29 protein-coding genes are annotated in these 25,524 nt (G+C 67.0%); 19 read left to right on the top strand and 10 right to left on the bottom strand.

Annotation, left to right across the window (positions count from 1 at the left end):
- Positions 1-221: 221 nt before the first annotated feature.
- From AB0H61_RS31115 to AB0H61_RS31085, 7 genes are all read left to right on the top strand, one after another.
- Positions 222-881, top strand: a complete 660-nt coding sequence (locus AB0H61_RS31115; RefSeq protein ID WP_357311408.1) for a histidine phosphatase family protein — start codon at positions 222-224, stop codon at positions 879-881.
- On the top strand, positions 878-1,522 hold the full coding sequence (locus AB0H61_RS31110) for a TlpA disulfide reductase family protein (protein ID WP_357311302.1): 645 nt from the start codon (positions 878-880) through the stop codon (positions 1,520-1,522). Before AB0H61_RS31115 ends, AB0H61_RS31110 begins: the two co-directional genes overlap by 4 nt.
- A 16-nt stretch (positions 1,523-1,538) precedes the next feature.
- Entirely contained in the window at positions 1,539-2,408 is an 870-nt protein-coding gene (locus AB0H61_RS31105; RefSeq protein ID WP_357311301.1) for a cytochrome c biogenesis CcdA family protein, read from the top strand.
- The gene (locus tag AB0H61_RS31100) at positions 2,405-4,114 is read left to right on the top strand and encodes a cytochrome c biogenesis protein ResB (protein ID WP_357311300.1); all 1,710 of its coding nucleotides are present in this window, start codon (positions 2,405-2,407) and stop codon (positions 4,112-4,114) included. Before AB0H61_RS31105 ends, AB0H61_RS31100 begins: the two co-directional genes overlap by 4 nt.
- Before the next feature lie 2 nt (positions 4,115-4,116).
- The gene (gene ccsB, locus AB0H61_RS31095; RefSeq protein WP_357311299.1) at positions 4,117-5,088 is read left to right on the top strand and encodes a c-type cytochrome biogenesis protein CcsB; all 972 of its coding nucleotides are present in this window, start codon (positions 4,117-4,119) and stop codon (positions 5,086-5,088) included.
- Positions 5,089-5,249: 161 nt separating this feature from the next.
- Positions 5,250-5,684 (top strand): DUF4189 domain-containing protein, encoded by a 435-nt coding sequence (locus AB0H61_RS31090; protein ID WP_357311298.1) that lies wholly within the window; start codon positions 5,250-5,252, stop codon positions 5,682-5,684.
- A 170-nt stretch (positions 5,685-5,854) separates the two neighbouring features.
- Positions 5,855-6,238, top strand: a complete 384-nt coding sequence (locus tag AB0H61_RS31085; protein ID WP_357311297.1) for a hypothetical protein — start codon at positions 5,855-5,857, stop codon at positions 6,236-6,238.
- A gap of 14 nt (positions 6,239-6,252) precedes the next feature.
- Here the strand turns inward: AB0H61_RS31085 and AB0H61_RS31080 are convergent, their stop codons facing one another.
- Complete coding sequence (locus AB0H61_RS31080) at positions 6,253-6,900, bottom strand: hypothetical protein (RefSeq protein ID WP_357311296.1); 648 nt, start codon at positions 6,898-6,900, stop codon at positions 6,253-6,255.
- Positions 6,901-7,192: 292 nt separating this feature from the next.
- On the opposite strand from AB0H61_RS31080, the gene AB0H61_RS31075 reads away from it, so the two are divergent.
- Both AB0H61_RS31075 and AB0H61_RS31070 read left to right on the top strand, forming a co-directional pair.
- The gene (locus AB0H61_RS31075) at positions 7,193-7,804 is read left to right on the top strand and encodes a hypothetical protein (protein ID WP_357311295.1); all 612 of its coding nucleotides are present in this window, start codon (positions 7,193-7,195) and stop codon (positions 7,802-7,804) included.
- Positions 7,805-7,964: 160 nt separating this feature from the next.
- The gene (locus tag AB0H61_RS31070; RefSeq protein ID WP_357311294.1) at positions 7,965-8,681 is read left to right on the top strand and encodes a hypothetical protein; all 717 of its coding nucleotides are present in this window, start codon (positions 7,965-7,967) and stop codon (positions 8,679-8,681) included.
- 45 nt (positions 8,682-8,726) lie between these two features.
- On the opposite strand, the gene AB0H61_RS31065 is transcribed toward AB0H61_RS31070, so the two are convergent.
- Both AB0H61_RS31065 and AB0H61_RS31060 read right to left on the bottom strand, forming a co-directional pair.
- Complete coding sequence (locus AB0H61_RS31065; protein WP_357311293.1) at positions 8,727-8,936, bottom strand: hypothetical protein; 210 nt, start codon at positions 8,934-8,936, stop codon at positions 8,727-8,729.
- Positions 8,937-9,051: 115 nt separating this feature from the next.
- Complete coding sequence (locus AB0H61_RS31060; protein WP_040696172.1) at positions 9,052-9,261, bottom strand: BldC family transcriptional regulator; 210 nt, start codon at positions 9,259-9,261, stop codon at positions 9,052-9,054.
- A 183-nt stretch (positions 9,262-9,444) separates the two neighbouring features.
- Here AB0H61_RS31060 and AB0H61_RS31055 point away from each other — a divergent pair, with 183 nt between their 5' ends.
- The 7 genes from AB0H61_RS31055 to AB0H61_RS31025 all read left to right on the top strand — a co-directional run bounded on the left by AB0H61_RS31055 (position 9,445) and on the right by AB0H61_RS31025 (position 13,610).
- Positions 9,445-9,789: a DUF4229 domain-containing protein gene (locus AB0H61_RS31055; protein WP_357311292.1), complete on the top strand. Its 345-nt coding sequence runs from the start codon at positions 9,445-9,447 to the stop codon at positions 9,787-9,789.
- On the top strand, positions 9,786-10,871 hold the full coding sequence (locus tag AB0H61_RS31050) for a PLP-dependent cysteine synthase family protein (RefSeq protein WP_357311291.1): 1,086 nt from the start codon (positions 9,786-9,788) through the stop codon (positions 10,869-10,871). Before AB0H61_RS31055 ends, AB0H61_RS31050 begins: the two co-directional genes overlap by 4 nt.
- Positions 10,872-11,264: 393 nt before the next feature.
- Positions 11,265-11,741: a DUF1772 domain-containing protein gene (locus AB0H61_RS31045; RefSeq protein ID WP_357311290.1), complete on the top strand. Its 477-nt coding sequence runs from the start codon at positions 11,265-11,267 to the stop codon at positions 11,739-11,741.
- 56 nt (positions 11,742-11,797) lie between these two features.
- A complete protein-coding gene (locus AB0H61_RS31040; RefSeq protein ID WP_357311289.1) occupies positions 11,798-12,196 on the top strand; it encodes a PPOX class F420-dependent oxidoreductase in 399 nt (132 codons plus the stop codon).
- A gap of 141 nt (positions 12,197-12,337) precedes the next feature.
- On the top strand, positions 12,338-12,559 hold the full coding sequence (locus tag AB0H61_RS31035; protein WP_357311288.1) for a helix-turn-helix domain-containing protein: 222 nt from the start codon (positions 12,338-12,340) through the stop codon (positions 12,557-12,559).
- Positions 12,559-13,140, top strand: coding sequence for a Clp protease N-terminal domain-containing protein (locus AB0H61_RS31030; RefSeq protein WP_357311287.1), 582 nt, complete (start codon positions 12,559-12,561; stop codon positions 13,138-13,140). Before AB0H61_RS31035 ends, AB0H61_RS31030 begins: the two co-directional genes overlap by 1 nt.
- 83 nt (positions 13,141-13,223) lie before the next feature.
- Positions 13,224-13,610, top strand: coding sequence for a phage holin family protein (locus AB0H61_RS31025; RefSeq protein ID WP_357311286.1), 387 nt, complete (start codon positions 13,224-13,226; stop codon positions 13,608-13,610).
- A 23-nt stretch (positions 13,611-13,633) separates the two neighbouring features.
- Here the strand turns inward: AB0H61_RS31025 and AB0H61_RS31020 are convergent, their stop codons facing one another.
- Both AB0H61_RS31020 and AB0H61_RS31015 read right to left on the bottom strand, forming a co-directional pair.
- The gene (locus AB0H61_RS31020) at positions 13,634-14,503 is read right to left on the bottom strand and encodes a 1,4-dihydroxy-2-naphthoate polyprenyltransferase (protein WP_357311285.1); all 870 of its coding nucleotides are present in this window, start codon (positions 14,501-14,503) and stop codon (positions 13,634-13,636) included.
- Positions 14,504-14,563: 60 nt separating this feature from the next.
- The gene (locus AB0H61_RS31015; RefSeq protein ID WP_357311284.1) at positions 14,564-15,019 is read right to left on the bottom strand and encodes an SRPBCC family protein; all 456 of its coding nucleotides are present in this window, start codon (positions 15,017-15,019) and stop codon (positions 14,564-14,566) included.
- Positions 15,020-15,148: 129 nt separating this feature from the next.
- On the opposite strand from AB0H61_RS31015, the gene AB0H61_RS31010 reads away from it, so the two are divergent.
- Positions 15,149-18,469, top strand: a complete 3,321-nt coding sequence (locus AB0H61_RS31010; protein WP_357311283.1) for a BTAD domain-containing putative transcriptional regulator — start codon at positions 15,149-15,151, stop codon at positions 18,467-18,469.
- Positions 18,470-18,539: 70 nt separating this feature from the next.
- Here the strand turns inward: AB0H61_RS31010 and AB0H61_RS31005 are convergent, their stop codons facing one another.
- From AB0H61_RS31005 to AB0H61_RS30985, 5 genes are all read right to left on the bottom strand, one after another.
- Positions 18,540-19,367, bottom strand: coding sequence for an ABC transporter permease (locus tag AB0H61_RS31005; RefSeq protein ID WP_357311282.1), 828 nt, complete (start codon positions 19,365-19,367; stop codon positions 18,540-18,542).
- On the bottom strand, positions 19,364-20,359 hold the full coding sequence (locus AB0H61_RS31000; protein WP_357311281.1) for an ATP-binding cassette domain-containing protein: 996 nt from the start codon (positions 20,357-20,359) through the stop codon (positions 19,364-19,366). Before AB0H61_RS31000 ends, AB0H61_RS31005 begins: the two co-directional genes overlap by 4 nt.
- Before the next feature lie 68 nt (positions 20,360-20,427).
- Complete coding sequence (gene menE / locus AB0H61_RS30995) at positions 20,428-21,558, bottom strand: o-succinylbenzoate--CoA ligase (RefSeq protein WP_357311407.1); 1,131 nt, start codon at positions 21,556-21,558, stop codon at positions 20,428-20,430.
- A 411-nt stretch (positions 21,559-21,969) separates the two neighbouring features.
- A complete protein-coding gene (locus AB0H61_RS30990) occupies positions 21,970-22,362 on the bottom strand; it encodes a VOC family protein (RefSeq protein ID WP_357311280.1) in 393 nt (130 codons plus the stop codon).
- Positions 22,363-22,389: 27 nt separating this feature from the next.
- Positions 22,390-23,283: a 1,4-dihydroxy-2-naphthoyl-CoA synthase gene (locus AB0H61_RS30985; RefSeq protein ID WP_357311279.1), complete on the bottom strand. Its 894-nt coding sequence runs from the start codon at positions 23,281-23,283 to the stop codon at positions 22,390-22,392.
- 125 nt (positions 23,284-23,408) lie between these two features.
- Here AB0H61_RS30985 and AB0H61_RS30980 point away from each other — a divergent pair, with 125 nt between their 5' ends.
- Both AB0H61_RS30980 and AB0H61_RS30975 read left to right on the top strand, forming a co-directional pair.
- Positions 23,409-24,101: a PaaI family thioesterase gene (locus tag AB0H61_RS30980; RefSeq protein WP_357311278.1), complete on the top strand. Its 693-nt coding sequence runs from the start codon at positions 23,409-23,411 to the stop codon at positions 24,099-24,101.
- Between the two features lie 142 nt (positions 24,102-24,243).
- Positions 24,244-24,690 (top strand): hypothetical protein, encoded by a 447-nt coding sequence (locus AB0H61_RS30975; RefSeq protein ID WP_357311277.1) that lies wholly within the window; start codon positions 24,244-24,246, stop codon positions 24,688-24,690.
- Positions 24,691-25,524 lie beyond the last annotated feature (834 nt).

The raw sequence follows: 25,524 nt of genomic DNA, 5'->3' as shown, positions 1-25,524 counted from the left end.
ACGCCTCGAAGCGCCGGTCAGATAGCACCGTCGCCCCCTCCGCCGAGGCGACTGCCGCCGCGCCCGCCGAGGCGCCTTCCAGCGACGCGGGAGTCGGCGCTCCCTCGGACGAGGTCGCCGCACTCGTCGAGGAGTCGGATGTTGCCGCGGAATCCGGCGCCGCTGTCGCCGATGCGGTAACGCGCACCTCCGCCACGACCACGCGTCACCGGGCCATCGCGGTGGACGAGGAGTCCGCGCCCGTCGATGCCGGCGTGGAGACCATCGTGCATGTGCTGCGCCACGGTGAGGTGCACAACCCGAAGGGCATCCTCTACGGCAGGCTGCCCGGCTTCAGCCTGTCGGTGGCCGGGCGCTCGCAGGCGGGCGCGGTCGCTCGGGCGCTATCCGATCACGACATCTCCATGGTGATCGCCTCGCCGCTGCAACGCGCGCAGGAGACGGCCGAGCCGATCGCCGCGCAGCACAATCTGATCGTCCGGACCGACGAGAACCTCATCGAGGCGGGCAATACCTTCGAGGGCCTGCGCGTTTCGGTCGGCGACGGCGCGTTGCGCAAACCACGGCACTGGTGGAAGCTGCGCGACCCGTTCACCCCGTCCTGGGGCGAGCCGTACCTGCAGATCGCGCATCGCATGCTGGCCGCGGTGAACAAGGCGCGGGTCGAGGCGGCCGGGCGCGAGGTCGTGCTGGTCTCGCATCAGCTGCCGGTCTGGACGTTGCGCCGGTTCCTCCAGGGGCAGCGGCTGTGGCACGACCCGCGGCACCGGCAGTGCTCGCTGGCCTCGCTGACCTCGCTGGTGTACCAGGGCGACACGCTCGTCGACATCGTCTACTCCGAGCCCGCTGGCGGTTCGGATCCGTCGGTGCACGGCGCATGATTCGCTCCACCGCGGCCGTTTCCCGGATGCGTCGAGTCTCGGCTCGGCGTATCGGTTCGGTGCTGCTCGCGTGCGTTGCCCTGATCGCGGCGCTCGCGGGCTGTTCGACCGGAACGGATGCGGTGGCCACCGGCGGCACCTTCGAATTCGTCTCACCCGGCGGCAAGACCGCTGTCTTCTACGATCCGCCGAGTGCCCGCGGCACCATCGGCACATTGTCGGGACCCGACCTGATGACGGCGGGCAAGACGACCTCGGTCGCGGATTTCCCCGGCAAGGTGGTCGTGATCAATCTGTGGGGTCAGTGGTGCGGTCCGTGCCGGGCCGAGGCGCCCGCGCTGGAGAAGGTCTACGAGGCGACCAAGGACAAGGGCGTCGCCTTCCTCGGCATCAATGTCCGTGATCCGCAGCAGGACAAGGCGCAGGACTTCGTCACCGATAACAAGGTCGGTTACCCGTCGATCTACGACCCGTCCATGCGCACCCTGCTCGCGCTCGGCGGCAACTTCCCGACCAGCGTCATCCCCACGACGCTGATCCTGGACCGCCAGCACCGCGTCGCCGCCGTCTTCCTGAAATCGCTACTGGCCGAAGATCTCCAGCCGGTCGTCGAGAACATCGCGGCGGAGGATTCGCAGTGACCGGAGGTACGTGCTGATGGTGCTCGCGAGCGTGGGGGATTCATTCCAGCAGACGGCGGCCACCGGGCCGCTGCTGCTCGCGCTCGGTGCGTGCGTGCTGGCGGGGCTGGTGTCGTTCGCTTCCCCGTGTGTAGTACCGCTGGTGCCGGGCTATCTGTCCTATCTGGCGGGTCTGGTCGGTGCGGAAGCACCGCCCGCGACGGTCGCCCAGGCCAAGAGTCTCACCGTGCAGCCGGGTGCGGTCGCCGTCGCCGAACGGGTGGCCACGGCCGACGAAACCAAGCGCGCGGTACGGGCCGGACGGCTCCGCGTCGCCGGTGCGGCGGGCCTTTTCGTACTCGGATTCACCGTGGTGTTCGTGCTGGCCACCGCCACCTTCTTCGGTGTGGTCCAGTCGCTGAACGTCAATCGTGAACTGCTGCAGCGCATCGGCGGCGTGGTCACCATTCTGATGGGCCTGGTGTTCGTCGGCCTCGTGCCGGCCCTGCAGCGCGACACCCGCATGGAGCCGCGCCGCTTGACGAGCATTGCGGGCGCACCGCTGCTCGGCGCGGTATTCGCGCTCGGCTGGACGCCCTGCCTCGGGCCGACATTGTCCGGGGTCATGGCGGTCTCCGCGGGGACCGACGGGACCACCGCCGTCCGCGGGGTCGCGCTCATCATCGCGTACTGCGCGGGTCTCGGCCTGCCGTTCGTGATCCTGGCGTTCGGGTCGGCGACGGCGCTGCGCGGGGTGGGCTGGCTGCGCCGTAATTCGCGGACCATTCAGATCATCGGGGGCATCCTGCTCGTCGCGGTCGGCATCGCACTGGTCACGGGAGCGTGGGACCAGTTCGTCGCCTGGGTGCGCGACGCGTTCGTCTCCGAGGTGACCCTGCCGATATGACCGTGACCGACACACCCGCCGCCACCGCGGCCACCCCGCCGCCCCGCCAGTCGCTGCCGGGCCGCGCCTGGGCGCTGCTGCGCAATGCCTGGCGTGGACTCACCAGCATGCGCACCGCGCTGGTGCTGCTATTCCTGCTGGCGCTGGCCGCGATCCCCGGCGCGCTACTGCCGCAGCGGAACCTGAACGAGCAGAAGGTCGCCCAGTACATCGCCGACCGCCCCACGCTCGGACCGTGGATGGACCGTTTCGAGCTGTTCGACGTGTTCTCCAGTTTCTGGTTCACCGCCGTCTACGTGCTGCTGTTCATATCGCTGGTCGGCTGCATCCTGCCGCGCTGCCTGGACCACTACCGCGCATTGCGTACCCCGCCGGTGCGGGCGCCGCGCAATCTGGCCCGGCTGCCGCTGCATCATGCGCAGACCGTCGCACGGACACCGGAGCAGGTGATCGAGCGCACGCGAACCCAGTTGCGCGGCTGGCGTACCGAGGTGCGGCCGGGCACCCGCGACGGTGAGGTCACGCTGTCGGCGGAGAAGGGCTACACGCGCGAACTCGGCAATCTGGTCTTCCATCTGGCGTTGGTCGGGCTCTTGGTGGCCATCGCGGCGGGAAAGCTGTTCGGATACGAGGGCAGCGTCATCGTCATCGCGAATAACGGCCCCGGCTTCTGCACCACCTCCCCGGCGGTCTTCGACTCGTTCAAGGCGGGCAACGTCAACGACGGCACCGGGATGACCCCGCTGTGCGTGCGGGTCAAGGACTTCGAGGCCGACTACCTGGAAAACGGTCAGGCCGAGATGTTCACCTCGAATATCGAATACCAGGCCGGCGCCGACCTGCAGACCGACACCTGGCGTCGAACCGCGATCCAGGTGAACCATCCGCTGCGCGTCGCGGGTGACCGGCTGTACCTGCAAGGCCACGGTTTCGCGCCGACCTTCACCGTCACCTTCCCGAACGGGCAGACCCGCACCGAGACCATCCAGTGGCGCCCCGACGACGCGCGCACCTTCCTCTCCAGTGGTGTACTGCGTATCGATCCGCCCGGCGGCCTGTACGCCACCGATACCGAGCGCCGCCAGAACCAGATCGCCATCGAGGGACTCTTCGCGCCGACCGCCCTCTTCCACGGCAACCTGCTGACCTCGGCGTTCCCGAAGATGGAGGATCCGGCCGTCGCGGTGGATATCTACCGTGGCGATACGGGCCTCGATACCGGTCGCCCGCAGTCGCTGTTCGCGCTCGATCCGGAGCAGATCAAGCAGGGCAGGCTGACCAAGGAGGCGCGGGTCAATCTGCGTCCCGGCGAGTCGACCAGTCTCCCCAACGGCACCAAGGTGACTTTCGACGGCGCGCAGGAATTCGTGAATCTGCAGGTTTCGCACGATCCGGCGCAGCAGTGGGTGCTGGTGAGCGCCTTGGCGATGATGGCCGGTCTACTGGTTTCGCTGCTGGTGAAGCGGCGGCGTATCTGGGTGCGGGTCTACCCGTCGACCGATGCGGCCGGTACCGTTGATCAACGACGCACTGTAGTAGAGATGGGTGGGCTGGCCAGAACCGACCAGGCGGGTTGGGGCGGCGAGTTCGACCGGCTGCGAGCGCGGCTGCTGGAAGAGAAGACCGAGACATATGCGACGGGGGCATCCCCGGCGCGTGGCACCGAGACGACCCCGGCGCGCGACGCCGACCCGACTGGAGAGTGACCATGCCGATCGACGAGACCCTGGCGCGCTATAGCGATTTCGCGTTCAAGTCGGCGATCGTGGTGTACGCGCTGGTGTTGGTGCTGCTGATCTGGCAGTACGCGTCCGCGCGTGCCCAGCGGGTGGTGGAACGCGAACTCGCCATGGCGGGCGGTCCCGGCTCGGATCATCCGGTCGGCCCCGGCAAGATCGTCGAGCCCGAGGCCCGGCCGCTGTCCGAACGTCTCGGCAATATGGCGTTCTCGGTGCTCGTCGTCGGGATCGTGCTGCATGTGACCTCGATTGTCCTGCGCGGCTTCGCGACCCATCGCTTCCCGCTCGGCAATATGTACGAGTTCGTCACCATGGCGACCGCCGCCGCCACCGTGGTCGGCATCGTCTTCCTGCGCGAACAGCGCTACCGCTCGATGTGGGCGTTCCTGCTCGTCCCCGTGCTGATCCTGATGTTCCTGGCGGGCACCGTGCTCTACGCCGACGCCGCGCCGGTCGTGCCCGCGCTCAAGTCATTCTGGCTTCCCGTGCACGTCACCATCGTCAGTGTCGGCAGCGGCGTATTCCTGGTCTCCGGCGTCGCCAGCCTGCTGTTCCTCTACCGCATCCGCCAGCCCGAGGGTCAGGAATCGGCGGGCATCTTCGGCGCCATCGCCAAGCGCCTGCCCGACGCCCGCGCTCTCGACCGCCTGGCCTACAAAACCACCATCGTCGGTTTCCCACTCTTCGGCGCGGGCGTCATCCTCGGCGCCATCTGGGCCGAAGCCGCCTGGGGCCGCTTCTGGGGCTGGGACCCGAAGGAAACCTGCTCCTTCATCGCCTGGGTCCTCTACGCCGCCTACCTACATGCCCGCGCCACCTCCGGATGGCGCGACACCAAGGCCGCGTGGATCAATATCGCCGGTTTCGTGGCAATGCTGTTCAACCTGTTCATCATCAACATGGTGATCAGCGGTCTGCACAGCTACGCGGGACTGAACTAGGACCCGCGCTCGAATCTCGCTGCCGACCGGAACTGCTGTTCGATGTGGTGATAGCCGGCGGTGGGAAGTGTGATCCTCCAGGTTGAACTGGGTGAATCGGACAGTGATCCGCCATGATCGTCGGGTTTATGTCCGCATGTGTCCACAGAGGAAAGTGCTTGATGAAGTTCATGGGTAAGGCCGTCGTCGCGGTCGCGGCGGTGGGTCTTGCGGCCGGGTCGGTAATCGGTGCCGGCACGGCGAATGCGGCCGGTCTGCACGGCGCGATCGCGTTCAGTGCCGAGGACTGGAGCTACGGCACCAGTATTGATGCGGCGAGCCGCGACGAGGCCGTCGACGAGGCGCTCGCCGTGTGCAGTCTGGGCGGCGTCTCCGACTGCATCGTCTTGGTGGACTGGTCGGACGGCTGCGGCGCGCTTGTCTATACCGATGGTGCGGTGGCCACCGGCGCGGGCGCCAACCGTTCGGCCGCGCTGTTCGGCGCATATACCAGCCTCGCCCGGCACTACCCGCCGGCGATGCTGGCCAATGTCGGCTCCGCGGACAAGTCCGGGACGGAGATCAGTGAGGTGCTCTGCACCGCCAACGTGTACTGACCGCAGTCGGCGTGGAAGACCCGGAACCTGTTGGGGGTCGGGTCTTCCCGCTTTTCCGGGCGAATAGGACTTTGTCGGGCCGCCCTTCTCGTGTCACGGCTCTGGCATTCGGCATTCGAGGTCTCGAAACCGGATGACACCGTCCGCCCATACCAGCGGGGATGTCCGAAATGATCACAGAAACGATCCGCATGTCGACCGATCAGCAAACGCTGATCCCCTTACGCGATGTGCTCGCGTTGTTCGAGCCGAACAACTGGCGATGGACCGTCGAGGCATTCGACGGGTTCGGACGATTCCCCGCCGACATCACCTGGGCCGAGTTCCTGGACATAGTGAACGCTGAGGCAGCCGTATTCGACTGGAATGGAATCCTGCGGTTCGCCGACGGCGTAGTTCAGATGATCGACGGCCGGATCGTCGCGACGGACGAGAATGGCGCCAGGGTGGTGAAGATCGACGCGCTGGACAGCACCGAATACGAAGTCGTCATCGATCCGGCCTGGAGTGACGTGTCTGCGTTCGTTTCCCGGGTTGCCGCTGCGCAGTGGTGACGGGTCGAACGGCCTTATAAGCTCGCGACGCAGACGACGAATTTGCGCTGCTGGTAGACGATTCCGTGGTCGCCGGAGGAGCAGGTGTTGGCGTCGGTGGTGTCGCGTTTGATGTCCAGTACGCGGACGGCGTCGGGGGTGGTGGGGGTGGTGCAGTCGATGCGTTGCGGGTCGTGCGGGGTGAGTGCCATGCAGCCGCCGACAACCCAGTCGATATCCAGGCATAACGCGGCTCGGACCGAGCCGCGCAGCGTCTCGTTGTAGGTGTGGTCGGCGTCGGTCGGGCAGTGGCTGTCGGGGGCGGCGGTGTCGATGATCTTGTAGCGGGAATTCGCACCACCGCAGGCGGTCTTGCCGATGTGGGCGTTATCGCCGCTGCCGTTGAGTTCCACGCAGTCGCCGACGGTGAGTTGCAGACCGGTTGTCGCCTTCTCGACCTTGCCGCGATTGCCGACCGCGCTCGGCGTCGGTTCGGCCGCGGCCTTGGCCTCGCCTGCGACCAATGACAGCGTCGAGGTGCTCGCCGCATTATGGCTTTTGGCGGGTGCGGATTCGTTTCCGGTCATCCGCAGCGCGACCACCGCCACGACGGCGGTCGAGACCGCGGCCGCGACAACAATTCCCGTCAATGTGATACCGGCACGGATGCGTTGGCGCGGCACGTGAGTCCTCCAGATTTGTAGCACATCTCGAATCCGCGCACGACGCGGTCCGAAGTTGTGAAACTTTCAATTCGAAGATCACGCCCATGCATACACTATTCGGCGCGTGCGCGTCGAGCGGTTGTCCCGCAATGCTTTTCGCAAGATAGAAGCGCCCACCGCCGGTCAGGTGACCAGGTCACGATCCGATAACGACGAGGTTTCGGTCAGTGCCAGGTGGGCAACATGTACACGTTGCTGTACACGTCATCCGGTCCGATCGGCCGGGACGGTAGGTGAAAAGGACTCCTGAATGAAGCTCGGCACCTGGGCCGCCACCACGCTGCTCGCCATTGCCGCCGTGGGTATTTCCGCGGGAACTGTGAATGCGAAGCCGACGACGGAGTCGGCCCGGGAGGTTTCCGCCTCGGGTATCGAGCAGGGAATTCAGTACCGCACGGTGCTTTCCGATCGCCCTGGCATATCCACCACCGCCGTCGATCGCGGACGATTCGAGCTCACCGATGACAACACCAAGATCGTGCTGAGGTCCGACAGCGGCGAGGTCGTCACCGAACTGCCGTTGACCTTCGAGGTCTCCGGGAGCCGGGTATCGGTCGCGCAGGAGATCGCCGACAACGGCCGAAAGTTGACGCTCACACCGAAAGTCACCGCCGAGAACATCGGCGAGATGCAACCGATCAGCTCCATGGCCCGCTTGATCTCCGAGCTCAACAAGAATGTGGTCGGCGTGGTCGGCGGCGCGGTGCTGGGCGGTCTGCTCGGCGCCATCATCGGACTCGGCTTCTTCAGCATCATCACCGGCCCGATCGGACTGGTCGTCGGCGCGATCGCGGGTGGCTACATCACCGGCGGGCAGTCCTTCCTCGACGCGATGACGGCGGTGGTCAACGGCGAGCCCTGATCGGCGCGCATCCGCGCCGACCGCATCGGCCTGCGCGGCGCATCGCCGGTAATCGATGGATCCGCCCGACCGGTCTGAATTGTCCAGTGTGGCAACGGAGCTCGAGACCGCGGTGATTCGCCGGGCGGGACGCCCCGATCGGTATGGGACGATCTGGCGCATGAGCGGGGCTGACGGTGATCGGGTCGGGGTGTCGGCGTGGCCGCAGCAGTGGCGGTGGGATGACCGGCGGGTCGAGAGCTACCGCGCCAGAGGTACATCCGGTGTCCGAGTCGAGGACATCGAATGTGACGGCATCGCGGAATCCGCACTGTTGCTGCCGATGCGCAAGCCGCCGAAGTGGCAGGGTGTGGTGTTCCTGTTGGTCGGGTTCGTATTCCTCGCGCTGGCCGGGGTGCTGGCGGTGACCTCGATCCTGGATCGAGCCTGGGTCGGCCTGGTCGGGTTCCTGATGTTCACCGCTATCGGCGCTTTCGCGCTATTCGGCGCGTACGTCGTCTTGCTCGGACGCGCAGGGGTCGTGCCCGGTCTGCTGCTGACACCGACCAGGGTGATTTCCCGCACCGGTAGCGGGAAACTGCTGGCGGTGCCGTGGGCGATCATCTCCGATGTCCGCCCGTACACCCGCACCTTCAACTCGAAGAACTGGCACAACGTATTCGGCATCGCGGTGCACGACCCGGCCGCCTTCTGGACCGCCGCCGGATATCCGGCCGCACGGCGCCTGTCGCGCGCACTCCCGACCTCCGAGGTGATCCCGGCCGCGGACATGGTCATGCGAATGAACCCGCTGCTCGCCTACCACCTGGTCCGCCACTATTTCGAGCACCCGCAGGAGCGCCCGCATATATGCGGGGAAGTGCAGGGCAGGGGGTAGCGCAACGCGACCGAACGCCGGAAGCAGCGGCCTCCGGCGAACCGCTCAGCGCTCGGTGGAACCGTCGCCGTCGCGGTGCTGCCGGGACAGCCGCCACAGGAAGTCCGGATCGTCGTCCGGGCCGATGATCTGTTTGCGCTGGGTTCGGTACTGGGGTGAACGCGGGGTCTGGTCGGTTGGCCTTTCCGGGCCGAACGCCTTCCAGCACAGCACCGCGACCGCCACGACTGCGATGAGTGCCAACAGGTACGTCACGTCGCTCACCTCCTGCTATCGAGGGTAGCCGCGTGCGTGCCCCGCGTGCATCGTAGATACCGAATTGCCGGGAGAAGACCGTGCGCGGGCGTTGAAGCCGCCCGCGCGGACGGTGTCAGCGTGCCGTCGCCTCCGTAGTCAGCGACTGGAGGAGCTGGAGTACTTCGGATTCGCGGAATCGGCGGTGCCCGCCCGGTGTGCGCAGCGAGCCGAGGCGCCCCGCGTGGGCCCAGCGGGTGACGGTCTTGGGATCGACGTGGAACATCGCAGCCACTTGGCCCGGTGTCAGCAGGGTGTCCTGGCCGCCGACGGTGATCGCAGTCATAGCAAACCTCTCCGTTATCGACAGTTCCCTCATCAGATGGCGCCATCGTTGCACCCCAACCCCTAGGTACGCGAACCACCTACTGTTGGTAAAGGCGAAGTAATGGACAAAACGGATACGTGTCGGACCTCGGCGATGGGTGGGCGCCGAGGGCGCGCAATCGCTTCGCATACGCTGGGGGACGTGAGCGACGCAACTCGACCGGACGGCGCATCTGCCCAGCAAACCCCGAAGCCCGGCCGCAGGCTGGCCAGGAACCTGGCGCTGTACACGCTGGCGCGACTCGGGCTGGTCGTTGTCCTCGCCGCGGTGATCGTCCTGGTGGCCCGGCTGATCCGGGTGGATATTCCGCTGATCGTCGCCGCCCTGTTCGCGCTGATCATCGCAATGCCGCTATCGCTGACGCTGTTCAAGAAGCTCCGCGCGCGGGTCAATGAGGATATCGCCGTGGTGGACGAGAAGCGCCGCAAGGACAAGGCTCAGCTGCGCGCCCGGTTGCGCGGCGAGGACGGGGGAGCGCCGGAGTGAAGCAGTGCGATCGCAGCACCCCGCGCGACTGGGTCGACAACGCGGTGCGGCTGATCGACGCCGATACCCAGCGCAGCGCCGACACCCATCTGCTGCGTTATCCGCTGCCCGCCGAGTGGCGGATCGAGCTGTACCTGAAGGACGAATCCACTCATATCACCGGCAGTTTGAAGCATCGGCTGGCGCGTTCGCTATTTCTCTACGCGATCTGCAACGGCTGGGTCGCCGAAGGCACCACGGTGGTGGAGGCGTCCTCCGGTTCCACCGCGGTCAGTGAGGCCTATTTCGCGAAGATGCTCGGACTGGATTTCGTCGCCGTAATGCCCGCGAGCACCTCGCCGCAGAAGATCGCGCTCATCGAAGCGCAGGGCGGGCGTTGTCATTTCGTCCAGCGGCCGCCGGATATGTACACCGAGGCGGCTCGGCTGGCGGCCGAGTGCGGCGGCCACTACATGGATCAGTTCACCAATGCCGAGCGCGCCACCGACTGGCGCGGCAATAACAATATCGCCGAATCCATCTTCGAACAGATGGAGTTGGAGACGCATCCGGTGCCGGATTGGATCGTGGTCGGCGCGGGCACCGGCGGCACCAGCGCCACGATCGGCCGCTATATCCGCTACCGCAGGCATGCCACCAAACTGGCCGTGGTCGACCCGGAGAACTCCGCCTTCTACGGCGGGTACGAGACGGCCGATCGGGGCTATCAAACCGGAATGTCCTCGCGCATCGAGGGAATCGGCCGTCCTCGGGTGGAGCCGTCCTTCGTTGGTCAGGTGGTGGACCGGATGATCGAGGTCCCCGACGCCGCCTCCATCGCGGCCGCTCGGCATGCCAGCCGCGTTCTCGGCCGTCGCGTCGGTGGCTCGACCGGCACCAACCTCTGGGGCGCCTACGGTTTGATCGCCGAGATGCTCGCCGCCGGTCGCGCCGGCAGCGTGGTCACCCTGATCTGCGACGGCGGAGATCGCTATGCGGGAACGTATTTCGACGATCCATGGGTCGAGGAACAGGGCATGAGCCTGGTCGAGCCGACGGCGATCCTCGACAAATTCCACGCCACCGGAACCTGGACCGGATAGGTCCCACACCGTTCGCGGGTCACCGTATCCGCGCGGCCGCTGCGAAATCCGGATCGGCCTCGATCACCGGGGTTCCCGTATCGACGATGGGTCGGCAGCGGACGACGGTTCTGGCCGCGCTGTCCGAACCATCCAAGTCCGCATCGACGGGGAGTTCATCCTTACCGGCGCGGCTTCCGGCGCTGAGCAGCCCTGGAAGTACTACGACCTCGGCCCGGCTTGCCGGGCGACAGCGTCCGCTCGGCCGGGACGGGCATGTGCAGCTTGCTGGATCCGAACGCGATCCCGCGGCAGCGAATCTGGAATCTAGCAACGCTAGACGAGCTAGCAGAAGAATGTTACCGTTGCTCCAGCTTCTAGCGATGCTAGAATTCGAGGAGAGGGAAGCCGAGAATGCTCACTGTCACCGGCCAGATCATTGCCGCCGTCGCCGTTCTCGCCAATGCCGTCGTCTATGGCACCGATGTCTGCGGGGCCGTGATCACCAGGTCCGTGTACCGCAAGCTCGATGATGCGACCGTGACCATGAGTGCGGGATGGGGCCACTATTACGGCGACAAGCGCATGCCGGTTGTCGGCGCGGGCGGTGTGGTCGCCGCAGTGCTCACGCTGCTGATCGCGCTGTGGGCCGGACAGATCGGCGCCGCTGTCGCGGCGGGGATCACGGTAGCGGCACTGCTCACCTGGCTCGTCTTCTACGTCCGCATCGCCAAGCCGATCAATACCCAGCAGACCGCCGCTGCCCAGAGCGGCATCATTCCGGCCAATGCCCGTGCGCTGCAGGACAAGTGGGACAGCATTCTGAAGTACCGGGTCACCCTGCAGTTCATCGCCATTGCCGGACTGTGCGCTGCGCTGATCCTGTTCTGATCCTGGCTGATCGCCGGGGGTACACCTGATATCGAATTCACTGAGGAGTAACTGACATGATCTTCACCAGCAATGAACAGCAGTTCCTCGCGGAGGCCGGAATCGGTCGGCTCGCCACGGTGTCGCCCGACGGCGTTGTGCAGAATAACCCGACCAGCTATCGGGTGAACGCCGACGGCACGATCGACATCGGGGGCATGCGGATGCGTGCCAGTCGAAAGTACCGCAATGTCGAGGCGGGCAGCCGGGTGTCGTTCGTCATCGACCAACAGGTTTCATTGGAGCCATACGTGATTCGCGGCATCGAGGTACGCGGTACGGCCGAGGCGCTCGATGACGAGGAGCCGCCATTCCAACACCAGGAACGCGGGGTCATCCGAATTCATCCCGAACGGGTCATCTCCTGGGGCATCGACGGTGGATCCTTCGACTTCACCAGTCGCGGCATCGAGTAGTCGGGCATCGTCGGCGATCCCACCGTCCTCGAACGCACGGTAATCGGCGCTTGACCTATGGGAATGCGGGCGTGGTTCAGGGTGGCCACGGGCGTCAATTTTTGTTGACAGACCGCGGTAGCGTCAATCAAAATTGACGTCATGACTGAGGCAACCACTCTGGCGGCGGCCGCGGGCAGTCCCGACCCCCAGGTCGGGCTGCGCGCGGTACTCGCACTGCGTCGGCTGCTCGAACGACTCGAAGCGATCCAGGTCGACAACGCCCGGCAACAGGGCTGGTCCTGGCAGGCGATCGCGGAGGCGCTCGAGGTCAGCAAGCAGGCGGTCCACCAGAAGCACAACCGGAGAGGCAGGAGCCGCTGATGTTCGAACGGTTCAGCAAGTCGGCGAAAACGGCGGTCGTCATCGCTCAGGAGGACGCGCGGGAATTGCGTTCACCGAATATCGAGGTGGAGCATGTGCTGCTCGGCCTGCTGTCGCAGGGCGAACCCGAACTCAAGGCCCTGCTGGCCGAGGCGGGCGTCACCCACGACGGCGTGATGACCACCCTGGCCCAGCGCGGGCGGGGTGAACCGCTGGGCGAGCAGGACGCCGAGGCCCTGCGTTCCATCGGCATCGATCTCGATGCCGTGCGGGAAACGCTGGAGGCCAATTTCGGCGAGGACGCCTTGGACCGCGCGGTACCGCAGGAGCGCCGCGGACGCTTCGGACTCGGCCGCGGCTGGAGCGGTGGGCATATCCCGTTCACCCGGGACGCGAAGAAGGTGCTCGAGCTGTCGCTGCGGGAAGCGCTGGCCCGCAAGGAGAAGTGCATCGAGTCCGGGCATGTGCTGCTCGGGATCCTGCGCGCACCGAATCAGACCACGGTGGGTCTGTTCGGCGGCTCCGGACCGATACACGATCTGCGTCCGAAGGTGCACGCCCTGCTCGACCGTGCGGCCTGAACGGGCCGCGCCGGTGGCCGCCCGCGCGGAGCGGCCACCGGCGAATCCCGCGGGAAACCGGCATCGCGCCTTAGCATTGGCGCATGCAGCTTGTGATTCGGTTGATCATCAACGCGGTGGCCATCTGGCTGGCCGCCGCCTGGGTCGACAAGATCGATATCGTGACCCCGCCCGACGAGGGCAACGGCGGCAAGGTCGTGGTGGTGCTTGCTGTCGCCGCGGTGTTCACCCTGGTCAACGCCCTGGTCAAGCCGCTGGTGAAGCTACTGTCGCTGCCCTTGGTGGTATTGACCCTCGGCTTGTTCCTGCTGGTGGTCAACGCGCTGATGCTGATGCTGACCGCATGGATCACCGACGCGTTCTCCGACTACGGGCTGACGGTCGACGGCTTCTGGGCGGCGCTCCTCGGCGGCATCATCATCTCACTGGTCAACTGGGTGCTGGGAATCCTGGTCCCGGACAACGACTGAGCGATCGCCGCTCGGTTCGCCGACTAGGCGAGGCCGAGCGCGAGCGCGGTGACCGCCGACCACACCAGCAGGGCCAATCCGGAATCCCGCAGCGCCGGAATGAGTTCGAGGCCGTTCTTGCCCGAGCGCACCGGCGCGTTCGCGCGGATCGCCAACGGCAGGGCGAGCAGTCCGACCAGTGCGAACGGGGTGCGGGCGATCAGCAGCAGGGTGGCGACGAACGGGACCGCCAGCAGCGCCAGGTGCAGTGTCCTGGTGCGCGGGTCGCCGAGTTTCACCGCGAGTGTGGTCTTTCCGGATTCGGTGTCGGTGGGGATGTCACGCAGGTTGTTGGCGACCAGCACCGCGCTGGAGAAGGAGCCGACCGCGACCGCGAGCACCACGCCGGCCCAGTCGATGCGCTCGGCCTGGACGAATTCGGTGCCGAGCACGCCGACCAGACCGAAGAAGACGAAGACTGCGAGTTCCCCGAATCCGCTGTAGCCATATGGCTTGCTGCCGCCGGTGTAGTACCAGGCGCCCGCCAGGCAGCCAACGCCGATCAGTGCCAGCCACCACGCCGTGGTGAGCACCAGCACCGCGCCGATGACCGCGCCGATGGCGAGGCTGATGATCGCGGCATTGCGCACCGCGGCGGGTGAGGCCAGCTTGGAGCCGACCAGGCGCAGCGGCCCGACCCGCTCGTCGTCGGTGCCGCGGATACCGTCGGAGTAATCGTTGGCGTAGTTCACCCCGACGATCAGGGCCAGCGAAACCAGCAGTGCGAGAACGGCTTTCCACCAGACGAGGCCGTCGATGGAGGCGGCGGCGCCGGTGCCGGCCAGCACCGGGGCGATCGCATTCGGCAGGGTGCGGGGGCGCGCCCCTTCGATCCATTGCGCTGCAGTAGCCATGCGCTGAGCGTAATGCGCGCGGGCGGAATGTGTCCGCTCGCGGCTCCGTCCCCGGCCCGGCTAGGCCTCCGCCGCCGCCTTCAACCGCGTGAGACCCTTGTCGAAATCCTTGCCGATCATCTTGTCCATCGGCATGACCTTCGACAGCAGGCTCATCAGGCCCGCGTGCTGCCCGGTCATCCGCCACACCACCTCGGTGCCGGAGCTCACCGGGTTCAGCGCGAAGGTCACCTGATTGGTCGCCTTCCACGGCTTGATGAATTCCAGCCGGACACCGATCTCCCGCTCGGTGCTGTCGACGATCTCCATGCTGCCGGAACCCGCCTTACGATTGCCGACCCAGGCGTACTTCGCGCCGACGCCGGACTCCGCACCGGAGTAAGTGCGTTGCAACTGCGGATCGAGATCCTCCCACGGCGACCACTTGGGCCACTCGTGGAAATTGTTGATCAGTGCGTGGATGCGCGACGGCTCGGCCGAAATGACGGCCTGCCGGACCACTTCGAACTCAGCCATGCGCAGAGAGTATTCGATCTTGCGCGCAATCGGGGGTGAAAAACCATGGAGCCGGGGTTGATGTCGCTCGCATACGATGACCTCGGCATGTTTCCGGATCAGAGCGGCCCGCACCGCGATAGTCGAGTCGTGACGACGCCCGCAGGCGAATCGGTCGTGGTGGCCCTGCTGGGCGAGGTCGCGCTGCGCCGCGATGGTGTCCTGACGGCGGTGCCCGGCGCCCGTTCCCGGCTGCTGCTGACCGCTCTGGCCCTGCATCCGGGACGTAGCCGCAGCGCGCAGGGCCTGATCGATGATGTCTGGGGCGAACAGCCGCCGCGCGCGCCGATGAACGCGCTGCACACCCAGGTATCGCGGCTGCGCTCGGCACTGCCCGGCGGCGCGCTGGAAATCGGTCCGGCGGGCTACCGACTCGGGCTGGACGCCGATCGGGTGGATCTCACCCTCGCCGCTGCGCTGCTGCGACGGGCCTGGCGCGGCCACGAATCCGGTGATGTACCCGGTTGTCTCGAGGCGATCCGAGCGGCGCGGGCACTGTGGCGTGATGAGCCCGGCGCCGACCTGCCCGCCGGTGCCGTCGCCGACGAACTGCGGGCCGCGGCCGCGCTGCGACTGACCGAACTCGATGCCGTCGAACTGGTGGCCCGCGAGGCGGGCGGCGATCTCGCCGGAGCGCTGCGGCTGGCCCGGCATATCGCCGCGCGCGATCCGCTCGACGAACCGGCCCAGCTGACGCTCATGCGTCTGCTCGCAATGGTCGGCAGACCGAACGAGGCCCTGGAATCCTTCGCCGCCTTCCGCGCCCGGTTGGCCGAGCACCTCGGCGCCGACCCGGGAGCCGCGCTGGTCGAGCTGAATACCGCGATCCTGCGTGGAGAACCCGTGGGGGTTCCGGCCGCCGCGGATTCCCGGGAGATCAGGCCGGTCATCTCGATCGTGACCCCGCCGACGGAATTCTCCGCACCGCAGGCGATCGGGCTGAGGGCCGCACCGAATGTCCTGCTGGGGCGTGAACCCGATCTGACCGCCTTGGCGCAATCGCTGCGCACCGCCCGCGTGACCACCGTGCTCGGCCCGGGTGGCGTCGGAAAGACCCGCGTCGCCAATGAAGTCGGCGCCCTGGTGGCCCGCACCGGCCCGGTGGTGCTGGTGGAGCTGGCCTCGGTGCGCGCCGAGATGGCCGATGCCAGGGTCGAGGTGGAGGCGGCGATCAGCTCCGCGCTCGGTCTGAACGATCTCGCCTTCGATTCGTCGGTCTTGCGTGGCAGGCAGGCCATCGATGCCAGACAGCGGCTGCGCGACGCGGTGTCGGCGCGCTCGCTGCTGCTGATATTGGACAACTGTGAGCATCTGATCGAGGCGGTGGCGGTGGTGGTCGCCGACCTGATCGGTGCCGCCGACCGGCTCACCGTGCTCACCACCAGCCGCGCGCCGCTGATGATCACCGCGGAAACCGTCTACCCGCTGCCGCCGCTGACGATCGATCCGGCCGGCTCGCCCGCGACCGAACTGTTCGCGGCCCGGGCCCGTGCGGTCCGGCCCACGGTCCGGCTCGATCCCGAGATCGTCGCCCAGCTGTGCCACACCCTGGATGGACTTCCGCTGGCCATCGAATTGGCCGCCGCGCGCGTGCGGGTGATGAGCGTCGAGGAGATCAATACCCGGCTCGCCGACCGATTCGCGCTGCTGCGCCACGGTGACCGCAGCTCGCCGGAGCGGCACCGCACGTTGCACGCGGTGATCGACTGGAGCTGGAATCTGCTCGATCCCCCGCAGCAGGCCGCGCTGCGCCGACTATGCCGATTCCCGGCCGGTTTCGGGCTGTCGGCCGCCGAATCGGTGGCGGGCGGCCCGGAGGTCGGTGACGTCGCCGCCGCCGTGGACGGCCTGGTGAATCAATCGCTGCTCACCGTTCTGGACAACCCGGCGCTCGGCACCCGCTACCGGATGCTCGAGACGGTGCGGGAATACGGTGAGGAGCGCCTCGCCGCGAGTCCGGGCGAATCCGAACTGGTCGTCGAGCGAATGCTGCGGTGGGCGCACGATCTCGCCGATTCGGTGGCTGTCCGGTACCACGGCGGCGATCAGGTGGAGTTGGCGCTGCTGGTGGCCGCGGAGCTGGACAACCTGCTCGCGGCGCTGCGCTACGCGCTCGAGCGTCGCGACGTCCGCACCGCTTACACGGTGTTCCCGGTGGTCGGCACGCTGTGGGTGATTCGCGGTTCGCATATGGAGGTGGTCAGCTGGGCCGAGCGGGTGTTCGAGCTCGAAGAGCCGCTGATCGCCGACGGGCCGCGGGCCGATCTGGTGCTGACCACCTACGAGATGATGCTTCTGCACCTGTTCTACACCACCAAGGATATGCGCCGAATCGCGCAGCTGCGGATTCGGGTGCGCCGATTGCTGCGCGCCCGAACCGATCTCAGCGAGACCTATCGATTCATCGGCATGCTCATGCTCAGCCGGTCCGACGGGGCGGGGGTCGCGCGCCGGATCGCGGAGGCGATCCGGCACGGTGAATCGGAGACGCGGGCCATCGCGCTGCTGTTGCGCGCCAATGTCAAAGAGAATCTCGGCGATGTGCGCGGCTCCACCCACGACGCGATCCGTGCCCTGGATGTCTTCGGCCACGACAATGTCTGGAGCGTGGCCATGGTGTGCCGGCATCTGGGCCAGGTCTGCGGCCAGATCGCGAATTATCGGCAGTCGGTGTCGTACTACCGGCGCAGCCTCGAGCTGCTGCTACAGCTCGGTGTCTACGAGGACACCGTGGAGATCCGCGGCATGCTGGCGGCCTCGCTGATCGGGATGGGGGATAGGGAGCAGGCGCGCCGCGAACTCGAGATCGCCTTCGGCGCCACCGATATCGGTGCCGAGGACAATTCGACGGGGATACAGAACCGTCTGCACTCCAACGTCATGCAGAGCTCGGCCGAACTGGCCTTCGCGGACGGCGATAGTGCGGAGGGGCTGCGGCGCTATGGACGGGCGCTGGAGTTGTACGGCTGGCCGCAGGCGGTTCTCGGCCCGGGGCCCGGCGCCCTCATGATCGCGGCCGCGGCGCTGGATGCCAAGGTGCTCTACGGTGCCGCCGAGACCGGCGCCGCGCTGATGCGGCAGTTGCTCGAACTGGGCTTGTCGATGTTGTCCCAGTACCAGGACCTGCCGCAGATCGGTGGTGTCGCGTGTGCGATCGGCTCCTATCTGATCGCGTCCGGACGCGATCCCGAGTGCGGCTTGCGGCTGCTCGCGCTGGCACCCAAGGTCTATGCCCGCCAGGATTTTCCGTCGATGCGCCTGGATCGCCACCGCGCGCTGGCGGAGGCGACACTCGGCGACGAGCGGGTGGCACGGGCTGCGGCCAGGTACGGCGGCCGGGGCCGCCTCGATTCGGCGCGACACATCCTGAGCGTATTCGGCGAACTCCTCGAACAGCCGGGAACCCGCTGAAAGCACGAGACCGGCCGTCGTTTCCGATATTTCGGGAACGACGGCCGGTCGCATGATTGTTCGGGACCGCTCAGGCCTTACGCATATAGGTGCGCACGGTCAGCGGGGCCATCACCGCGCTGATCACCGCGGCGCCGACCAGGGTCCACCCGAAATGGGAGCCGATATGACCGTCGTTCATCAGATCCCGGCAGGCATAGATCAAATGCGAGACCGGGTTGACGTCGACGAAGGCCTGCATCCACCCCGGCATGGTGTTCGTCTGCACGAAGGCGGGTGAGCAGAAGGTGAGCGGGAACATGATCAGCATGGAATAGCCCTGCACCGCGGAGGCCTTATTCGCGATCACGCCGAAGAACGCCCAGATCCAGCTGGTGGCGAAGGATGCCGCGATCACCAGCAGTGCGGCGCCGACGACACCGACCACACCGCCGTGCGGGCGGTACCCCATCACCAGGCCCATCACCACGGTGAGCGTCGTGGCGATGAAGTAGCGCACCATATCCGCGGTGAGTGCGCCCGACAATGCCGAAATGCGGGCGATCGGCAGCGATTTGAAGCGGTCGAAGATGCCCTTCTCCATATCTTCGCGCAACTGCACGCCGGTGGTGACCGAGGTCAGGACGACGGTCTGCACCATGATTCCCGGGATGATCACCGGCAGATAGCTTTTCACGTCGCCGGATACCGCCCCACCGAAGATGTAGGTGAACATCACCGTGAAGATGATCGGCTGGATCACGACATCGAAGAGCTGCTCCGGATTGTGTTTGATCTTGAGCACCCCCCGGTAGGCCATGGTCAGGGTGTTGGAAACGGTCTGTTGCAGGGTGATCCGGCCCGCGGCCACCGGCAGCGGCCGGTTGACCGCGCCGGGAGCGGCGAGTGTTGCGGTCATGCCGCGCTCCGTTCGGTCTCGATATCTGCGTTGTCGTCGGCCGGGTGGCCGGTGATAGTGAGGAAGACCTCGTCCAGGCTGGGCTTGGAGACATTGATCTCGTCGACCGCGATCTCCCACTCACGCAACCGGATCAGCAGGTCCGTGGTCATATCGGCGTCCCGAAGCGGTGCGGTGAGCCGGCCCGCCTCCGGTGTGATCTGGGCGTCGGCGCCGAGGAAATCGCTGACGATGCGGCGGGCCTCGTCCAGCTGTGTCCGGTCGACCAGGGTCAGATGCAGTGAGGACCCGCCGACCGACGCCTTGAGCTCGTCGGTGGTGCCGTCCGCGATCACCCGTCCGCGGTCGATCACCGCGATCCGATCGGCGAGTTGATCCGCCTCGTCCAGATACTGGGTGGTGAGCAGCACCGTCGCGCCCTCGCGGACCAGGCGGCGGATGGTCTCCCACATCTGGGCGCGGGTGCGCGGATCGAGGCCGGTGGTCGGCTCGTCCAGGAACAGCAGCGGCGGCGTCGAGATCAGGCTGGCGGCCAGGTCGAGCCGGCGCCGCATGCCGCCGGAGAAGTTCTTCAGCGCCTTGTCGGCCGCCTCGGTGAGATCGAACTCCTCGAGGAGTTCGGTTGTCTTGCGGCGGGCGTCGGCCCGGCTCAGGCCGAGCAGGCGCGAGAAGATCATCAGATTCTCGGTGGCGGTGAGGTCTTCGTCGACCGAGGCGTACTGTCCGGTGACGCCGATCAGCGAGCGCACCGCCGCCGCGTCATCGACGACGTCGCGGCCGAATATGCGGGCGCTGCCGCCGTCCGGTCGCAGCAGGGTGGCCAGCATGCGGATGGTGGTGGTTTTGCCCGCGCCGTTCGGTCCGAGCACGCCGTATACCGCGCCCTGCGGCACCGCAAGGCTGACACCGTCGACGGCACGCTGCTCCCCGAACACCTTGACCAGGTCGTTCGCCTCGACGGCGAGCGCCGAAGTGGGTGTGAATGAACTCATGGGGAGAACTCTGCGGCCACCGTCTTGCACGGCCCTTGCACGGTGATGACGCGACCGCTTGCGCGGTGTCAGTTCGCGGAGCTGGCCAGCAGTTCGCGCAGCTTGGCGCGGTTCGGCTTACCCGGCCCGTGCAGCGGTAGCTCCTCGACCAGCGCCAGTTCCCGCGGCGCGGCAATGGCGTCCAGCTCACGAACGACGTACTCGCGCAACTCCTCCAGCGTCGGCCGGGCACCCGCCGTGGGCACCACCGCGACCGCGACCCGCTGTCCGAGCCGTTCATCCGGCAGTCCGAGCACCACGCATTCGCTGATCCCCGGGTGCGTCACCAGCACGGCCTCCACCACCTGCGGGATCACCAGCAGCCCGCCGGTCATGATCGCCTCGTCGAGACGCCCGGTAATGCTGAGCACGCCGTTGTCGAAGCTGCCCGCGTCCTCGGTGCGGAACCAGCCCGGCTCGGCGAAGGCCGGATGATCCGGCTGGCCGCGGTAGCCGGAGGCGAGCATCGCACCGCCGAGCAGCACCCGGCCGTCCTCTATCCGCACCTTCGTGCCGTCCAGCGGTACGCCCTCGTAGACGCAACCACCGCAGGTCTCGCTCATACCGTAGGTGCGAACGACGTTGATACCGGCGGCCTTTGCGCGTTCGAGGACCGGCAGCGGGGTGGCCGCGCCGCCGACCAGCACCCCGTCCAACTCGGCCAGGGCGGCCGCGGCCACGGGTGCGTCCAGCGATTTGATCAGCTGCGTCGGCACCAGTGCGGTGTAGCGGCGTGGGCCGCGCATGCCCGAGATGGCGCCCGCCAGCGCCTCGGGCAGGAAACCGCCTGAGACGTCGAGCACGGCGGGTTCGGTCCCGGCCTGAATGCTGCGCAGCAGGACCTGGATGCCCGCGATGTGATGGGTCGGCAATGCCAGTAGCCAGGTGCCGGGGCCGCCGAGGCGTTCATGGGTCGCGGCGCCGCTGGCACGTAGTGCGGCCGCGCTGAGCATCGCGCCCTTCGGCACACCGGTCGTGCCCGACGTGGTGACCACCAGGGCCACTTCGTCATCGATCGGTTCACCGGGGGAGAGGGCGTCGCTGAGGCGGCGGGCCTCGCGGCGATCACTGGTCGGGATCGGCAGCCACGCGGGGCCGTTGCCTTCCAACGCTTCTCGCAGATGCGGCATGACGTCGCCGAGACCGGAACCGGTCGGCATCGGCAGCGTACGCAATGTTCTCGTCACGACGGATCCTCGCCAGCGCTCGGCGTCGTGGCGAGCCACGCTGTGTCGTCGGTCGTGACAGGCCACGAATCGACCCTTGTGGCCAGAGGCGAAATGCCCATGGTCCGCTCGCTGCGCTCCCTCACAATAGGGATCGTGTCATGCCCGCGCCGCCGCGCGCGGAACGGGTCGGTTTGCTGGGGCGGCGCGCGCGGAGTGCGGCCGCCCCGGAGGAATGGGGCTCAGCAAGGCCAGACATCGAGACTGCGATTCACTCGTCGGACGGTACGAATCGGCGGCCACCCGGACATCGGCGGCCGGGCGTCCACCCGAGCGTTATCGTCCTCGCCGGGAACCGCCTTGGCAACTCGGCGCCGACGGCCGGGTAACTGGTCGATCTCTCAACTAGTCATCTGACCAGCGCGAATCCCGGCGGATCGGATGCTCCGGCGGGATCTCGACGAGCACGATCGGTACACCGTCCGGGTCGCGCACCCACATTTCGAGCAGTCCCCACGGCTCCCGGACCGGCGCTCTATCGATCGCGATTCCCTTCAGTGCCAACTCGGCTGCGGCATCGGCGATATCGCGCACCTGTAGCCAGATCGCCCCCTCGAAACTCGTCGATTCACCGGAGCCGCCGTGCGCCGCGACCTCCACCAGCGACTGTCCAGCGAAGAAAACGGTTCCGCCTGGATATTCCCGGGCGATGGCCAGCCCGAGCCCCTCGCGGTAGAACGCCAGGGTCTTCCGGTAATCCGCGGGCCGCAGAATCACCCGGCTGCTCAAGATCTCCATATCGCCAAGTCCGTCCGTTCAGGTGGCTCAGAAGTACCAGGGGTAGGGGGCCCAGTCCGGCGCCCGCTTCTCCAGGAACGCGTCGCGGCCCTCGACCGCCTCGTCGGTCATGTACGCCATCCGGGTCGCCTCACCGGCGAAGAGCTGCTGCCCGACCAGGCCGTCGTCGAGCAGGTTGAAAGCGTATTTGAGCATGCGCTGGGCCTGTGGGGATTTGCCGTTGATATCCGCGGTCCATTCCAGCGCAACGGTTTCCAGTTCGGCGTGGTCGACGACCTTGTTCACCGCGCCCATCTGATGCATTTCCTCGGCGGTGTAGGGGCGGCCGAGGAAGAAGATCTCGCGGGCGAACTTCTGGCCCACCATCTTGGCCAGGTAGGCGCTGCCGTAGCCGCCGTCGAAGCTGCCCACGTCGGCGTCGGTCTGCTTGAAGCGGGCGTGTTCGCGACTGGCCAGGGTCAGGTCGCAGACCACGTGCAGACTGTGCCCGCCGCCCGCGGCCCAGCCGTTGACCAGCGCGATGACCACCTTCGGCATGAAGCGGATGAGCCGCTGCACCTCGAGGATGTGCAGCCGTCCCGCGCGCGCCTGGTCCACCGTGTCCGCGGTGTCACCGCTGGCGTACTGGTAGCCGTTGCGTCCGCGAATGCGCTGGTCACCGCCGGAACAGAAGGCCCAGCCGCCGTCCTTCGGGCTCGGGCCGTTGCCGGTGATCAGCACCGCGCCGACGTCCGGTGTCATCCGGGCGTGATCGAGTGTGCGGTAGAGCTCGTCGACCGTGTGTGGGCGGAACGCATTGCGTACCTCGGGCCGATCGAACGCGACCCGCACGGTGCCCTGCTCGATATGCCGGTGATACGTGATGTCGGTCAGGTTCTCGAATCCCGGAACGGGTCGCCACAGCTTCGGATCGAAAGTCACGCCTGTGATTATTGCCCGCGCCGAAGTGTCCGGCGCCAGCGACTTCCATGCAATTCCCGACGGTTGCCCGGCGTGGCTCGAGGCGGTGGACTTGACGGTGTAAAACGAGACGTTACCGTGCAAGTATGAGCGAGCGAGTGAAACCTGTTGCAGAACGGCCGGTCGGTGGGCGGTCCGGCCCTCGCATCGATCGCAGCGCCGTGGATGAGAGCCGATACGAAAAGCACGGCGGCTTCCCCAAGGTGTCCCGCGCGAAGATCGGATCCAACTTCGGTCCGTTCGTCGAGGCGATGCGAACACTGCAGGACCTCGCGGTCTGCGTCGACGCCCCCGACGAGACGTTCGGCGACGCGCTCGCCAAGGCTCAGGAGCTGATCGACCTGCTGGAGCCCCATCGCGCACCCGAACTCCAAGGTCCCGCGGGGCGTGCGGTCGAACTGCCAGGGCGCGGCAGTCTGCTGCTGTTGCCGTGGCAGGTGGTGGAAGCCGGACCGAACGGCATCACGATGACGGGTACCTTCCGCCGATACCACCTCGGTGGCAACGGCGCAGCACACGGTGGCGTACTGCCGCTGCTGTTCGACGATCTGCTCGGCATGATCGTGCACTACGCGGGCCGCCCGATCAGCCGCACCGCGTACCTCCACGTGAACTACCGCAAGGTCACCCCGCTCGAGACGCCGCTGACGGTGCGGGGCCGGGTCGACCGGATCGAGGGCCGCAAAACCTTCATCACCGCCGAATTGTGTGATGAGCAGGGCAATTTGCTCGCCGATTGTGAAGGATTGATGGTGCAGCTGCTGCCGTGGCAGCCCTGAACGGCCGCTCCGGATGCGGTCCGGGCCGGGTCGTGCGAAGGTGAAGCGGTCGCGTTGCCGGGTGAGCATCGTGTGACCTTTCGCACCAGTGCGTATAGTGACGTGCGCTCGTTCATCGACACCGATCCGGAGGAACCTGAAAGTGGTTGCAGCACTGTCTGAATCCCTGCTCGACGACGCCAAGAAGACGGCTTTCCTTGCCGACGCCAAGGAGGTCCTCGACGCCGAGGTGTCGGACAAGGGTGGTGCGTCTGGCCTGGCTGTGAAGGGTGGCTACGCCGCGGTCAAGAAGATCAGCCCGTCCATCGTGCCCGACGCGCTGGAATCGTTGGCCCCCAAGCTCGTCGCGCAGCTGGACCCGTTCTGGCAGGAATTCACCGCGGCGGGTTCGGGTAGCTTCGCCGACCTGCTGGTCGCCAAGTCTGACGAGGTCGCCGAGGCGTTGCTCGCGGTCACCGACGCGCGCGCCGAGGCCTCGAGCCGTCCGGCGCTGCAGAAGGTCTACTCCTCCATGCGTTCCTCGGCCAAGAAGAACGTCATCGAGGCGCTGCCGCGGCTGGGTGACCTCGTTCAGAAGCACGCCGTGTAACTGCGATGCACTCGCGACGTCGCACGTCGAATCCCGTTGCCTCTACGGTGACTCGGCGTGCGACGCTCCGGCGAGGCCCGCGGCCACACCCGACCTCGCGCGACGCGAGGTCCACGGGAGTCCATCCGCGACTTCCCCGCACGGCGAACCCGCCGCGCGTCGGCGTCACTAATCGGCCCTGCTCGGCTTCATCGGGCGCGAGTCTTGTGAGTCCGTCGGTGACAAACGGAGCGAATCCGCCGCGCCGCATCCTCACTGTCCGAGACCCCGCTCAACCCCGTATGGAGCGAGTCCCGCGAGCGACCTGTTTGCGGCTGTCTGGCTGGCGAGTGGTTGCAGTGCATGTGATGCAGTCGCGAGTCCCGGTCTCTCCGAGGCAAGACATCCAGGCAGCGAACCGCCGTTCAACCGTCCGCCCCAGACCCGGCCCCATACGGAGCGAGTCTTACGAGCGATCCGTTCGCGGCCGTCTCGCTGCCGAGCGGTCGACGCGCATGCGCCGCAGTCGCGAGGCCCGATCTCTTGGGTGCCGGACATACAGGCAGACAACCTGCACTCCACTGTCCGCCCCAACCCCGGCCCCGCCCGGAGCGAGTCTTGCGAGCGATCCGTTCGCGGCTGTCTCGCTGTCGAGCGGTCGACGCGCATGCGCCGCAGTCGCGAGGCCCGATCTCTTGGGTGCCGGACATCCGGGCAGCAAACCACCGTTCAACCGTCCGCTCCCAACCCCGCCCCGCCCGGAGCGAGTCTTACGAGCGACCCGTTCGCGGCCGTCTCGCTGCCGAGTGGCCGAGACTTGCGACTGCGTCGCGTGCGCTTCGGCCGCTCGGCAGC

The organism is Nocardia sp. NPDC050710, from assembly GCF_040654375.1.
Taxonomy (GTDB): Bacteria; Actinomycetota; Actinomycetes; order Mycobacteriales; family Mycobacteriaceae; genus Nocardia.
Note: the sequence above shows the minus strand (reverse complement) of the source record. Positions and strands in the feature narration are given on the sequence as shown.

Bases quoted from the DNA above. Each gene is read 5' to 3' on its own strand.
- AB0H61_RS31110 (WP_357311302.1), top strand. From the start codon at position 878: ATGATTCGCTCCACCGCGGCCGTTTCCCGGATGCGTCGAGTCTCGGCT.
- AB0H61_RS31105 (WP_357311301.1), top strand. From the start codon at position 1,539: ATGGTGCTCGCGAGCGTGGGGGATTCATTCCAGCAGACGGCGGCCACC.
- AB0H61_RS31100 (WP_357311300.1), top strand. From the start codon at position 2,405: ATGACCGTGACCGACACACCCGCCGCCACCGCGGCCACCCCGCCGCCC.
- ccsB (WP_357311299.1), top strand. From the start codon at position 4,117: ATGCCGATCGACGAGACCCTGGCGCGCTATAGCGATTTCGCGTTCAAG.
- AB0H61_RS31090 (WP_357311298.1), top strand. From the start codon at position 5,250: ATGAAGTTCATGGGTAAGGCCGTCGTCGCGGTCGCGGCGGTGGGTCTT.
- AB0H61_RS31085 (WP_357311297.1), top strand. From the start codon at position 5,855: ATGATCACAGAAACGATCCGCATGTCGACCGATCAGCAAACGCTGATC.
- AB0H61_RS31075 (WP_357311295.1), top strand. From the start codon at position 7,193: ATGAAGCTCGGCACCTGGGCCGCCACCACGCTGCTCGCCATTGCCGCC.
- AB0H61_RS31070 (WP_357311294.1), top strand. From the start codon at position 7,965: ATGAGCGGGGCTGACGGTGATCGGGTCGGGGTGTCGGCGTGGCCGCAG.
- AB0H61_RS31060 (WP_040696172.1), bottom strand. From the start codon at position 9,261: ATGACTGCGATCACCGTCGGCGGCCAGGACACCCTGCTGACACCGGGC.
- AB0H61_RS31045 (WP_357311290.1), top strand. From the start codon at position 11,265: ATGCTCACTGTCACCGGCCAGATCATTGCCGCCGTCGCCGTTCTCGCC.
- AB0H61_RS31040 (WP_357311289.1), top strand. From the start codon at position 11,798: ATGATCTTCACCAGCAATGAACAGCAGTTCCTCGCGGAGGCCGGAATC.
- AB0H61_RS31035 (WP_357311288.1), top strand. From the start codon at position 12,338: ATGACTGAGGCAACCACTCTGGCGGCGGCCGCGGGCAGTCCCGACCCC.
- AB0H61_RS31030 (WP_357311287.1), top strand. From the start codon at position 12,559: ATGTTCGAACGGTTCAGCAAGTCGGCGAAAACGGCGGTCGTCATCGCT.
- AB0H61_RS31025 (WP_357311286.1), top strand. From the start codon at position 13,224: ATGCAGCTTGTGATTCGGTTGATCATCAACGCGGTGGCCATCTGGCTG.
- AB0H61_RS31020 (WP_357311285.1), bottom strand. From the start codon at position 14,503: ATGGCTACTGCAGCGCAATGGATCGAAGGGGCGCGCCCCCGCACCCTG.
- AB0H61_RS31015 (WP_357311284.1), bottom strand. From the start codon at position 15,019: ATGGCTGAGTTCGAAGTGGTCCGGCAGGCCGTCATTTCGGCCGAGCCG.
- AB0H61_RS31005 (WP_357311282.1), bottom strand. From the start codon at position 19,367: ATGACCGCAACACTCGCCGCTCCCGGCGCGGTCAACCGGCCGCTGCCG.
- AB0H61_RS31000 (WP_357311281.1), bottom strand. From the start codon at position 20,359: ATGAGTTCATTCACACCCACTTCGGCGCTCGCCGTCGAGGCGAACGAC.
- menE (WP_357311407.1), bottom strand. From the start codon at position 21,558: ATGCCGACCGGTTCCGGTCTCGGCGACGTCATGCCGCATCTGCGAGAA.
- AB0H61_RS30990 (WP_357311280.1), bottom strand. From the start codon at position 22,362: ATGGAGATCTTGAGCAGCCGGGTGATTCTGCGGCCCGCGGATTACCGG.
- AB0H61_RS30980 (WP_357311278.1), top strand. From the start codon at position 23,409: ATGAGCGAGCGAGTGAAACCTGTTGCAGAACGGCCGGTCGGTGGGCGG.